The sequence below is a fragment of the Roseburia sp. 1XD42-69 genome, assembly GCF_003612565.1.
Taxonomy (GTDB): domain Bacteria; phylum Bacillota; class Clostridia; order Lachnospirales; family Lachnospiraceae; genus Roseburia_B.
Map to the genome: position 1 here is coordinate 16,479 of NZ_RAZG01000053.1, position 11,136 is coordinate 27,614.

The 11,136-nt window shown below is 32.8% G+C and carries 15 protein-coding genes; 2 read left to right on the forward strand and 13 right to left on the reverse strand.

Annotated elements, in window-relative coordinates; genetic code table 11:
* Positions 1-317: 317 nt before the first annotated feature.
* The gene (locus D7Y06_RS18385; protein WP_120409180.1) at positions 318-2,102 is read right to left on the reverse strand and encodes a hypothetical protein; all 1,785 of its coding nucleotides are present in this window, start codon (positions 2,100-2,102) and stop codon (positions 318-320) included.
* 374 nt (positions 2,103-2,476) lie between these two features.
* Between D7Y06_RS18385 and D7Y06_RS18390 the strand changes: the two genes are divergently transcribed.
* Complete coding sequence (locus D7Y06_RS18390) at positions 2,477-2,755, forward strand: hypothetical protein (protein WP_120409181.1); 279 nt, start codon at positions 2,477-2,479, stop codon at positions 2,753-2,755.
* Between the two features lie 175 nt (positions 2,756-2,930).
* Here D7Y06_RS18390 and D7Y06_RS18395 read toward each other — a convergent pair whose 3' ends face one another.
* The 6 genes from D7Y06_RS18395 to D7Y06_RS18415 form a co-directional block, all read right to left on the reverse strand.
* Positions 2,931-3,266, reverse strand: a complete 336-nt coding sequence (locus D7Y06_RS18395; RefSeq protein ID WP_120409182.1) for a hypothetical protein — start codon at positions 3,264-3,266, stop codon at positions 2,931-2,933.
* Positions 3,267-3,330: 64 nt separating this feature from the next.
* Positions 3,331-3,792, reverse strand: coding sequence for a hypothetical protein (locus D7Y06_RS18400; RefSeq protein WP_120409183.1), 462 nt, complete (start codon positions 3,790-3,792; stop codon positions 3,331-3,333).
* 186 nt (positions 3,793-3,978) lie between these two features.
* A complete protein-coding gene (locus tag D7Y06_RS18405) occupies positions 3,979-4,617 on the reverse strand; it encodes a Lar family restriction alleviation protein (protein ID WP_120409184.1) in 639 nt (212 codons plus the stop codon).
* 84 nt (positions 4,618-4,701) lie between these two features.
* The gene (locus tag D7Y06_RS26085) at positions 4,702-4,869 is read right to left on the reverse strand and encodes a hypothetical protein (RefSeq protein ID WP_158591421.1); all 168 of its coding nucleotides are present in this window, start codon (positions 4,867-4,869) and stop codon (positions 4,702-4,704) included.
* 199 nt (positions 4,870-5,068) lie between these two features.
* Positions 5,069-5,380, reverse strand: a complete 312-nt coding sequence (locus tag D7Y06_RS18410) for a type II toxin-antitoxin system RelE/ParE family toxin (protein ID WP_120409185.1) — start codon at positions 5,378-5,380, stop codon at positions 5,069-5,071.
* Positions 5,370-5,651, reverse strand: coding sequence for a type II toxin-antitoxin system Phd/YefM family antitoxin (locus D7Y06_RS18415; protein ID WP_120409186.1), 282 nt, complete (start codon positions 5,649-5,651; stop codon positions 5,370-5,372). Before D7Y06_RS18415 ends, D7Y06_RS18410 begins: the two co-directional genes overlap by 11 nt.
* Positions 5,652-5,821: 170 nt before the next feature.
* Here D7Y06_RS18415 and D7Y06_RS28320 point away from each other — a divergent pair, with 170 nt between their 5' ends.
* Positions 5,822-6,025 carry a helix-turn-helix domain-containing protein gene (locus D7Y06_RS28320; RefSeq protein WP_243119393.1) on the forward strand — a complete coding sequence of 68 codons (204 nt, stop codon included), beginning with the start codon at positions 5,822-5,824 and terminating at the stop codon, positions 6,023-6,025.
* A 161-nt stretch (positions 6,026-6,186) separates the two neighbouring features.
* On the opposite strand, the gene D7Y06_RS18425 is transcribed toward D7Y06_RS28320, so the two are convergent.
* The 6 genes from D7Y06_RS18425 to recA all read right to left on the reverse strand — a co-directional run.
* Positions 6,187-8,097, reverse strand: a complete 1,911-nt coding sequence (locus tag D7Y06_RS18425; RefSeq protein ID WP_120409188.1) for a DEAD/DEAH box helicase family protein — start codon at positions 8,095-8,097, stop codon at positions 6,187-6,189.
* A 783-nt stretch (positions 8,098-8,880) separates the two neighbouring features.
* The gene (locus tag D7Y06_RS18430; RefSeq protein WP_199714765.1) at positions 8,881-9,204 is read right to left on the reverse strand and encodes a type II toxin-antitoxin system VapC family toxin; all 324 of its coding nucleotides are present in this window, start codon (positions 9,202-9,204) and stop codon (positions 8,881-8,883) included.
* Positions 9,191-9,442, reverse strand: a complete 252-nt coding sequence (locus D7Y06_RS18435; protein ID WP_120409189.1) for a hypothetical protein — start codon at positions 9,440-9,442, stop codon at positions 9,191-9,193. Before D7Y06_RS18435 ends, D7Y06_RS18430 begins: the two co-directional genes overlap by 14 nt.
* Positions 9,443-9,672: 230 nt before the next feature.
* Complete coding sequence (locus D7Y06_RS18440; protein WP_120409190.1) at positions 9,673-9,888, reverse strand: helix-turn-helix domain-containing protein; 216 nt, start codon at positions 9,886-9,888, stop codon at positions 9,673-9,675.
* Positions 9,889-10,119, reverse strand: a complete 231-nt coding sequence (locus tag D7Y06_RS18445) for a hypothetical protein (RefSeq protein ID WP_120409191.1) — start codon at positions 10,117-10,119, stop codon at positions 9,889-9,891. It lies immediately after the preceding gene.
* Between the two features lie 31 nt (positions 10,120-10,150).
* A partial coding sequence (gene recA / locus D7Y06_RS18450; protein WP_207667353.1) for a recombinase RecA occupies positions 10,151-11,136 on the reverse strand: 986 nt, incomplete at its 5' end.

The following is an 11,136-nucleotide window of genomic DNA, read 5'->3' on the forward strand; positions in this document are numbered from 1 at the left end:
AGTGTTTCTAAATTTCATAAAATTGTGCTTGCTTTTACAGCCCATGTATGTTAATCTATTGACTAAAGATAATATCAGTTACTTACATACATGGAACTGCATTTTTCAATTTGCACGCAAAAAATCTTGAAAACCGTTGATTTTTCAAGGTTTTATCTATTTTTAGTGTGTTCGTTTTCCCCCGTGGATTTCGTAGGTAAAATTTCTTAAAAACCTTTATTTTCTAATACTTTTAAAGAATCAGAAAGTTTAAAATCCCCCTCATTGTATACGAATGTATAATAATGAACGTAGTGTAATAGTACAGAACACCCCTCTTATACTACAGGTCTTAAAACTATTTCATAGTCGAGTAAACGTTCTTCATCCAAATCCGTTCCAACAGTGTTATCACTACTCTCATCAATTCTCATATCAGTATTAACATTATTATCTTCTTCTACTTCATACGGATTAATAAACTTGTATTTATTCCATTCATATCCTTTATCAGTATATTGTTTCTCAATAACTAAACATCTCTCTTTACTTAATTTTCTTATATGTTTACCTATTTCATTAGGAGTCAATTCATCCAAACCAATCGTATGTGCCAATTCATCATATGTTACTTTTATTCCATTATCCAGATTATTTACCAATGCAATATATATAAGATAATCTATCTGTGATATTTTCCCATCAATCAAAGCATTTGCAACCGAAAAATAAAACCTTATACTCCCCTGTTGAAATTCCCGTAAGCGTCTTGACATTTTTAATCGACACTCTTTAAAGTCATCAGGTTTCTTTTTATCAGGTGTAATCTCTATATAGTTCTTCTCTTGTAAACCCTCCAAAAGTTCTTTTAGGCGTTTTTCGCCAATACAATATCTCTTTTTAATAGATGAATATAACAGTTCTTGCAAGTTTCTTACACGAAATCCTCTTCTGCCAAAACTGTTTTTATACACTTCCAATAAAGTAACAATCAAAAATTCGTGTCCTTTGGTTTCTCTAAAGTGTTTTCGTGTTAAAATTTTCTTATTGATTATAGCGGCTTTTTCATCAGCTATTGATATTTTTGCTCCATTATGATAAGTTCCACAATATACTTTATCACATTGATCTTCTACAAATCTTCTTCGTGGATCATCTGGTTTAAAACTTTCATAGCATCCTAACAATTTATATTTCTCTTCTTCTAAAAATCTTTTGGTATCATCTTCAATTATCTTTTGGTTTTTTGGTGGTCTACATCTGAGATTATATTCCTGACATGTAGAATAAATTTGTGAATCAAAATAATGTTCCATTTTCAGCATATTTACAATCCTACCATGCCAAAAATTACGTTGTCCTTTATCCGCCCCTTCATTGAGCATTTTCTTTACACAAAGATAGCATGGATATTCATTTAAATTTTCATAATCATATTTTTGCTTATCAAGAATTTTAACATTTTCTTGCGCTTGGTTATAATAATTGATTAGTTTTGATAAATATGGAAGTTTAAATGCTTTAAATTGATTTCCTACTCTATATCTGTTATCTATAACTTTCACAAATGACCATTTCCCCTTATTTTCATAGTCATATGTACCATCATCCAATTTATGATTATATGTACAAGGTGGTCTTGAAATCTGTGTTGGTAAAGCAGCCTTCATATCTGCTCCTAAAATTGATACAAGTGCCTTATTTATCTCAACTACTTCTTTTACTTTACATGTGGGATTTATACTTACGTAATAATGATACCCGTGTCCGCTATTGATACACCCATGAAGAAATAATTTCGGTATCTTGTCTTTTATCATCTGTGTACAATCTCTTGCATCCTTCATATCAGGATAGTCTTTTCTATCAAAATCCAAATATATTACTTTTCGCATCCGTTGGCTTGTGATAGTTCCATCTTTTCTTCCATAATTAGTGGCAATCTGGTTATAAACATCATGTGTCTCTCGATATTTATTGATAAACCATTGAAAAGCACCAAAACTTTTCACATATCTTATTTCCCGATCTCCTTCATTTTGTCCAACATTCCCATCTTTGTCACGTTTTAATGCAATCATTCTTATGTATTCATTATCCTTCAATCTCTCTGGATAAAGCATATCATAGTACCTTTTTAATACCTCTGTCTGTGTGTTATTGCTAATAATTCATTCCTCCGATCTGATTCTTTTCTTCTTATTTCCACATAATTTCCACTCATAATAATATTCTCCTTATAACGGGTGAGAAGACAGCATTTATACAACAACACCGTCTTACTATTTACAGTTACACTACCTAACTTCTACATTTAAATGTCATTTACATTACAATTTTCTTATCTGTGCCACTCAATAACTCATTCCTCCTCCCAAAATAATAATGTTCTTTCAATATCTTCTACATTCACACCACCAGCAACACATAATTTTATCCTTCTCCTTTGATTTATAAAGATTTTCTGTTATAATCTTTCATATGGAGGTAGATAATAATGATTTTAAAAGCAACTGTTAAATGTACATGTGGATGCTCATATGAAATGGTTTCATGTAAAAATCATGAATTGGCCAAATGTCCTAACTGTTCAAAGGTTTTTAGTGAATCAGACAAACTTGTCGATATTCTAAAAACCTTTAATTCCATTGACCTTACAAAAGATAAAGATAAAAGTACCGATTTATTTGAATCTGTCTTTCACAATGAATCTTTAGTTTTACATTCTGTTGATGAAAACGATTTCAACGTTCATTACGAAAGTGATAATGAATAATTCTCCATATGTGCCTATAATCTATCTCATTTTATGTTGTGTTTATAGGCACATATCCAAACACACTCTCGCTATATAATATTTGATGACATGAAACATTATTTATAGTTGCTTTTCTTTCCGTAATAATCCTTATAAGATTATTTGTTGACGTTATTTTTCTATCTGAAATAACTCACTCCTCCTCAATCACATTCAATTCTTTCTCTACATTTTCTCTACTCGTACCATCACAAACATTCAAGTGCACAGAAAAAATAATATCTGTATCTCCATCCATTCTTCCAGTTTCAGCCAAATACTGTCCTGTTTTATAATCTTTCGTATAATGCCAGCCAACAGTATCCGCAAATATTGATTCACAGAGAAAATCTAAGCTCTTTTTGAATGTATCAGCATCTATCTCCTTTGTTTCTCTTGAATCCTTGCTATATATTTCTGCTTTTTCGATTTGCAACAGGTTATTTGAAATCACCTGTTGTAATTTTTGTGTTGTAGTTCTTCCTCTCATAATTCTATTTCTCCTTTTTATAGGCAGCATATTTGTGAAATATACTGCCTTTCATGCAAATTTCTTATCCTATAAGCTCATGAACTCTGTTTTTCACAGCCTTTTGCAGTTCATAAATCTGCTCATGTGATATTGTTCTTTCTGATAAAATATTTTTCAACAATTTCATATCAACATTGCCTGTGTTGTAGATTTCTTCAAATATCTTCCAATAGCTGCGGCACATATCCCAGTGATAGGAACTCATATCTTTTTCAATCATAAGTTCCATTGTGGATTTCTTTACTTCTTCCATACCTTCAGGACAGAAATACTTAATGGAACCGTCTGCTGTCTCTGCAAATGTGCATAACACTTCCTGTTCTTTGATCCATTCATCAATGAACTGTTCTGCTAATTCCTCTGAATCTGTGAGGTTATGGCTTTTCAATGCATCCAAATACTGCAATTCAATCACCTGAAAATCTGATTCTGTAATAAATGCGCCTGATGCTTCTCTTAATTTGTCTAAACTTAAATTTGTCATAGTTTCTAATTCCTCCATGTTCTTTTATTGGAAGAACTGACCTTTCGCCAGTTCTTAGTTAATTGTTGTTGATGGGATAGGAGCATCACCCTATCAGGAGTTCCATCTATATGATTACTTCTCCATACGGAAAAGAAACCGTTCAGTTATTGTGAATATATACTGCTAATCCTTCTGTACTAATTTCTACATTCCAATTTTTATCAGCATTTTAGAGATCCTATCCTTAATTGACGGCTTAACATACTCTTTGCCTTCAATAAAATTATTGAAATATAAATTCCACTCTCTTATTTCATCAGGATTAAGATTCATGTTATTTACTTCTTCAAAATATCCAAAAATAATGTCTTTCACTTGAATATCATTGAATAATGTCCTTGCGACTTCTCCCAAATCATATTGTTTTTTACTCTGTAATACTAATAGTCCTCTATCTTCTGCTACTTTCCTAAGTTTCCATGCTGTTTTCCATTCAGGAGAATCCACTGGAACCATTGCACCGTACCACGCATCGGTTAATAAACTTCTGATCTGCCATATAACTTTATCCTTATATGACATATGCATTAATTTTGTGTATGCATTAAACATACATTTATTCCACTGTTCCGATACTGTTTCAATAGCTTCTTTCTTGCTCATTTTATGAAAATCACTTCCATATATCGAAACAGGGAAAAATGTATCATATTGATTTGTTGCTGCTCCGCAATCAGAACATTCTACATAATACTTATCAATATTGTTTTCTATAAATTTTATTGATGTCTTTTTTACTTTAGGGATTCCGTTACAATATGGACATGTATTCAGATTTTTCATAGTTTCATTTCTCCTTATTTTTTCTATGTGGGCAATTCCTATAGTAAAGGGCTGCCCATAATAGCTACTTCTACATTTGCTTTACTATTTCTCTTCTTTTTCATCTTCACTTTTAACTATGCTGATTTTTATATCTCCATTTATGATGCAATATATCACCAATGCTGTACATGCCAACATAAAGGCAAGACCAAATATCATGCCTAATCGAAGCACGAATTTCAATAAATCCGGTAAAATAGCTATTAACATATAAACTCTCCCTCGTTTTATTTTTCTGGTAAAGCTAAGTATAGAACATGTGTTTGTATTTGTCAAGAACGTATGTTCGTTATTTTATTCCATTTATGGAAATAAAAAACTGCCTTGATGCAAATATCGCACTTCGGCAGTTAATTTCTGTATATTAATGACTATGAAATTGGGGTTTTATTCTTTCTGAAATTTTCCTTTATATAAGATTTTTATATTCCTGTCTGCCATCAACAACGGCATATATAGTGACTGTCTTTTTATTTTCATTCACTTTATAAAATATCAAGTGTTTTTCTACAATTAAAACCCGATATCCTTGTCTGCGCAGGATGGAATATCTTGGAACGCTCCCGGACATGGGAAAATCCCCTAAACGGTTTATTGCTTTTTCAATCTTATCCAGATAGTTCAATGCAATATCTATACTCCCAGAATCATCTGCAATATAGAAAATTATCTCTCTAAGCTGCTCATCCGCTTTATCTGTCCTGACAATTTTATATTTCATTGGATTTCCTCTCTAAAAGCGATTTTCGGATATCATCAAGTGTATTCTGCATGGGTGCTAACCTTCCATTTGCGGCATCTTCTTCCGCTTCTGCTAATGTCCGTAATAATTCCAATTCTGATTTCATCTGGTAATAATCCTGTAACCCCATGATTGCTGTATCTCCCCGTCCATTTACTGTAATTATGACCGGATTTCTTTCTTCATGACATTGCCTTGATATTTCATTATAGTGGTTTCTTAAATCTGAAGACGGCCTGATTGCTTCCATATGGATTCCTCCTTGTCTTTGTTATAGTCATATTATATCTTAATATTTATATCACATCAAGAGGGTATGCCTATTTAAATGATTTCTGATTTTTTACGATGCATAGAATATCCCATCACGGGGAAAACTTAGATTACCAAAAATAAATTTAAGGTGCTCATATGAAAATTATGCTTAGTGAACTGTTAGACAGTAAAAATATTTCCCAAAACCAATTAGCAAAAAATACCGGAATTTCCGTCAATACATTAAGAAATCTTAGCCACAATAAAACTTCCAGGATTAATTTTGACGTACTGGAAAAAATCTGCATATGCTTAGATTGTGGCGTTGAAGATATTCTTTGTGTGGAAAGGGATCAATATAATATTTGATTTATTTTAAAAACCAGCCCGTTAATTCAGGCTGGCTTTTATTCTTGTGGTCACTGGATTACTGCAAATATGGTCCATATAAAAACGCCTATTTTTCAATGTTTTTAGCACATATGAGTACGAAAAATGGCCTGTTTTTCGTTATGTTCGGTCTGGTCACACTAAATAGCTTTACCGTATTCTCTTGCTTTTTCAAGTGCTACTCTTCCAGCTTCATCTTCACTAGTAAAAGAACCGAAATGAATCAGTTTGCCATTAACAGAAAACGCCACATTCCATCTCTTATCTTTTTTATTCCAAGTGACATACCTATATTTTGATGTTTTATTACTCATATTAATTAATTTCAAGCTATATGCCTTAGTTCTGCATTGACTTTCCGTTTTATATGGTAGTCGTTTCGCAACCTCTATTCCTTCTAATGGATAATACTTTTTCAGTATTTCAATTTCCTCGTCATTCCAATAAAAATATTGTTTTGTTAATTTTAGCCTATTTGCCATTGCATAAATACAATTTTCAGACTTTTCAAGCTCTTTAGCAATTCCTTTAACAGATAAGACACTATAATTTTCTATCAAAAAAATTTTATCTTTTTCCTTCCAGATATTTTTTCTATAATTTTCATGAACTAAGCCTAATTTTTGAGCTTTGTGCTTTATTGCCTTATTACTTCTCTCTACTGAAAGCATAGATTTGACTTTTGTCCCTATACTTGGATAATACTGCCGCACCAAGTCCTCATCTTCTTTCGACCAATCTTCACCTAAAATCCTACCCTCAATCTCCTTAAATGCATTCACAGCATCAATCACCTGATCGAATACAAAGAAACTTTCAATATCATCTCTAGTAATTTCTTTTGTATTACAGTCATCAGAATTACATTTTCCATAATTATCCTGCTCATCATCAACACAAGCATCCTCATTAACCTTGTTTTTATCCCTTTTATCAATGGTGTCCAACAAATCATTTTTCAAATTGCACTCCATGATAGATTCACAGTTTGCCACTAAATCAAATATAATAGGTACTGTATCCATATCAACTGCAAATACACGCCCAATTTGTTGATAATATAAATTAGGTGACATGGTATCCCTCAAAAGAATCACTCCATCAATTCCATGTACGCCTTCTGACAACATTGCAACTGACAAACACACAGATAATCCAGTATCAGCCATAAAAGCGTTGAATTGCTTATCTTTCTCTGGATTTTTGCAATGGACTTCATAAAAATTGCATGATATCTCTGCTTCTGAAAACCATTGTTCCAAACAGGATCGCATCAATTTTAAATGACTTATATTATTACAAAACGCAACATACTTTCCTTTATCCTGATTAATATATTTCTTAAATATAGAAGAAATACCTTTGCTTCTATCAAGATTCTTTTTCATGATCGCCACATCTTCTAACAATTTTTCCTTCTCTTCATCCGTATTACGACTGCTTTGAATCTTCCTTGTAATTGCATTTACTTCATTATCATATGTATAAAGTCCTGCTATATAGCGTGGTAAGGGCAGGATACGACTTAGTATCGCATCAGCTAAACCTAATTCATTAGCAATGCATCCATCAAATAATTCTTCTGCCATATTCCGTTTTCCATCCAAAAATCTGATTGGAGTTGCGGAAAAGCCAATATATTTACAGTCATCAGGAAAAGTTTCAAACATTTTCTGCAAGCCAATATTCCATTTGGGCGCACCTGCCCTGTGCATCTCATCCACAAGAACTAATTTAGGTAAATTATATTCTTGAATTTTTTCATCATTCATTCTGCCAAGTGCGGAATATGTAAGGAATTTTATATTTTGTTTTGACATTCCATATTTGTCCATTTTCTTTTTTAACTGTTGAAAGATATATTTCTGAGATTCAACAATAATGATGTCTCTCCCGGACGCTGTATAATCCTCAATCAGTTTCAAAATAAGATACGATTTTCCTGATCCTGTCGGCTGTATGATGCAAGTTCTATTATTGGTTTTAAGAATTTCTTTCAGCTTCCCATAGGTTTCCTTGTTGTGTGATTTTAAGTCGTTTTCTAATCTCATGATTTTTGCTTCCTTCCATATAGTTATTAATTTTATGTTCCACTTATTATTTCTCTTTTTGTAGCTATATCTTTTACGCTAATTATGAGTAGAGAAAATATCTTTGCATGAAAATAAAACCATAACTATATAGATAAATACTTTGACAGTCAAATCATTATTTTCTAAACCTCATCGAACATAAAAAAATAACCTTCCCGCCGTCCCCCATCACCACCCATAATCCCCTGAAAATCCAACACTTTTCGCACTTCTCACCATTCCAACCACAAAATATATACATTTTTCTTTATATATCTCTATATGTAGTTATAACTAACTATAGTTTCATGCTATGAACCAACACAGACACGAACCTAATACCGATACCCCAATTTTAGGGTATTTGCTGTATCTTAGGTTCCCATTATCAGCAGTCACAAAACGAGAAAATCATTGAAAATACAGTATTTTTAACACATTCTTGCTTATCAGATCACAATATTTGTACCACTCCACCGAACAATCCACAAAATCACACATATTCTTTATTCTGACAGCAATTCTATTAAATTTCAAATAATCGAAAACCCTTATATTTCCTATGCTTCAAGCATTTACAAGCATATTTCCCGAACACTACCGAACTAAGTAAAATGGTAAACAAAAAAAGCACAATCAGAAGCAATATTCTTCCAACTGCGCTTTACCGTCTTATTCTTTATAATTCTTCTACAGTAATACTCTTAATTTCCCCAAACTGCCTTAACTGCTTATCATTCGTCAAAAATAGATCACAATTCGTTACACAAGCTGTAAAGCATCCATCGCTTTAAAACTCTTGTATTTCGCCCTTATCTGTGCCGCCTTATCTGCTATTTTTTCATCAATACTTTTAATTTCTATATTCATTCCATCTATAAAAGAATTAAATGCATTAACTAGACTTAGATTATTCTGTTGATATGGGTAAGTCAAATACTCAGCCACTGTAACAGTCGATGTCACATAATCGCAAATGTCATACTCTTTCCAAAATCTTTTCATATTTAAATAATATAACTCACTCTTTTCTAAATAATAAGCAATCGGAGATGTATCTAAGAAAATTTTTTTAAAATCTGTCATTATCCCGCATCTCCCTTATATATTGATCTATTTCTTCCACACTTCTACCAGAAGATATGACAAAAGCATTAGAATCAATCAACTGTTGTCTCTTCTCTGCTCTTGTTTTAGCTTTTTGTTCGCTGACTCTATCTAAAATGGTAATAATCACTTCATCACCAATATTTAGATTTTTACGATCAGCTTCGTCTATTACTATTTGCTTTCCATCATAATATCCTTTCACTGCTGCTAACATACTGAATACTTCCCAGACAAAACCACATTATCTTTTCTCCACTCTCACATGATAGTACCCTTCTAATAATTCTGTAAATATAGTATACATTAGTTTTAGATATATTACAACCAAAACGCATTAAAACAAAAAGCACTGGTAAAAACGCCCCACCAGTGCCTATATCATTTTACATTATTTTGCTGTCTCTATGCATAACTCTTACAATCAATACCTGTTTTAATGCATATTCATCTTTTTCCAAACAACAGATAGTCAGCACTAACATTTAATTCGTTACACAACAGTGCAAAAACGGGAATGGATGGAGTGTTATACCCCAAAAGATTTTTTCTCCCAAATCCACACCTTTCAGCAATATCCTTTTTCGTCTTTCCCTGTCTGTAGATCTCATCATAAATACGATCCCATAGCCCATTTATCCACAAATGTTCTGGTTTTGCCATTTATACCCTCCCTTCCTCACTAAACAACAAATAATCTGCGCTTACGTTCAATGCACTACACACTCTCGCAAGGTAGGGAAGAATTATGTAACTATTTTTACGCCTATTTAATACCTTCCTTTCAAATCCGCATTGTTTTGCCACGTCAACTTTTGTTCTATTCTTACTATAAATCGTATCTTCCAGCCTGTCCCAGAATCCGTCTAACAGTGCAATATTTTGTTCTTTCATTATATTAATACCTCTCTTCCTGATTAGACTGCTACGCAATCTTATAGACTTTTCTTAACTTGGTTACTATCTTTTTATATTCTGCCGGATTATCTTTCAGATACTGCCTCGCATTCTCTCTGCCTTGTCCAATCTTATTTCCGTCATAAACGTAAAAGGAACCACTTTTATTGATAACTTCTTTTTCTACAGCCTGATCCAGAATGTCACCTTCAACCGATATACCATGTCCAAACATGATATCAAACTCTGTACTTTTGAATGGTGTTGCTATCTTATTTTTCACAACTTTAACTCTTGTCCGCCGTCCAATCTCTTCACCACCACTTTTAATTGATTCAATCGCTCTCATATCCAGACGTACAGAAACATAATATTTTAAAGCCCTTCCTCCTGTTGCACGTTCTGGATTTCCGAACATAACACCTATCTTTTCACGAAGCTGGTTTATTACAATCAGTGTACATCCGGCATTATCAAGAATCGGTGTCAATACAGACAGTGCATCCGACATTATTTTAGAAAATGTCCCTACATGAGAATCGCCAATATCACCATCTATCTGTGCTTTGGGTGCAAGTCCTGCTAATGAATCAATAACTATAGCACTAAATGCCGAAGCTGATTCTTTGCACACATTTAATGCCTGTTCCAAATTTTCCACGTGCATGAGATAGAAGTTTTTTTCCTTAATTCCTATACCCTCAATTGTTTCTTTTGTCAGTGTCCGCTCTGTATCTATGTACAATACTGGTTTTTCCTGTTGATACTGTTTACATATCTGCAATGCAAGAGTAGTTTTACCGCCACTTTCAGGGCCATATATCTCCACAATGCTTCCCTTCTTAATCCCTCCAACACCAAGGGCAATATCAAGCCCCATGATTCCAGTAGATACAATATCATCCTTCACTGGTGACAATTCGCTCAACTGTTTAATGTTTATATTTCCAAACTGCTTATTTAACCTTGTAAATGTTTCTTGTACTGTCATTACTTCGCTCATAATAATTTTCC

Bases quoted from the DNA above. Each gene is read 5' to 3' on its own strand.
- D7Y06_RS18425 (WP_120409188.1), bottom strand. From the start codon at position 8,097: ATGAGATTAGAAAACGACTTAAAATCACACAACAAGGAAACCTATGGG.
- D7Y06_RS18405 (WP_120409184.1), bottom strand. From the start codon at position 4,617: ATGAAAAATCTGAATACATGTCCATATTGTAACGGAATCCCTAAAGTA.
- D7Y06_RS18445 (WP_120409191.1), bottom strand. From the start codon at position 10,119: ATGAAAGAACAAAATATTGCACTGTTAGACGGATTCTGGGACAGGCTG.
- D7Y06_RS18390 (WP_120409181.1), top strand. From the start codon at position 2,477: ATGATTTTAAAAGCAACTGTTAAATGTACATGTGGATGCTCATATGAA.
- D7Y06_RS18440 (WP_120409190.1), bottom strand. From the start codon at position 9,888: ATGGCAAAACCAGAACATTTGTGGATAAATGGGCTATGGGATCGTATT.
- D7Y06_RS28320 (WP_243119393.1), top strand. From the start codon at position 5,822: ATGCTTAGTGAACTGTTAGACAGTAAAAATATTTCCCAAAACCAATTA.
- D7Y06_RS18435 (WP_120409189.1), bottom strand. From the start codon at position 9,442: ATGTTAGCAGCAGTGAAAGGATATTATGATGGAAAGCAAATAGTAATA.
- D7Y06_RS18430 (WP_199714765.1), bottom strand. From the start codon at position 9,204: ATGACAGATTTTAAAAAAATTTTCTTAGATACATCTCCGATTGCTTAT.
- D7Y06_RS26085 (WP_158591421.1), bottom strand. From the start codon at position 4,869: ATGTTAATAGCTATTTTACCGGATTTATTGAAATTCGTGCTTCGATTA.
- D7Y06_RS18385 (WP_120409180.1), bottom strand. From the start codon at position 2,102: ATGCTTTATCCAGAGAGATTGAAGGATAATGAATACATAAGAATGATT.
- D7Y06_RS18395 (WP_120409182.1), bottom strand. From the start codon at position 3,266: ATGAGAGGAAGAACTACAACACAAAAATTACAACAGGTGATTTCAAAT.
- D7Y06_RS18410 (WP_120409185.1), bottom strand. From the start codon at position 5,380: ATGAAATATAAAATTGTCAGGACAGATAAAGCGGATGAGCAGCTTAGA.
- D7Y06_RS18400 (WP_120409183.1), bottom strand. From the start codon at position 3,792: ATGACAAATTTAAGTTTAGACAAATTAAGAGAAGCATCAGGCGCATTT.
- D7Y06_RS18415 (WP_120409186.1), bottom strand. From the start codon at position 5,651: ATGGAAGCAATCAGGCCGTCTTCAGATTTAAGAAACCACTATAATGAA.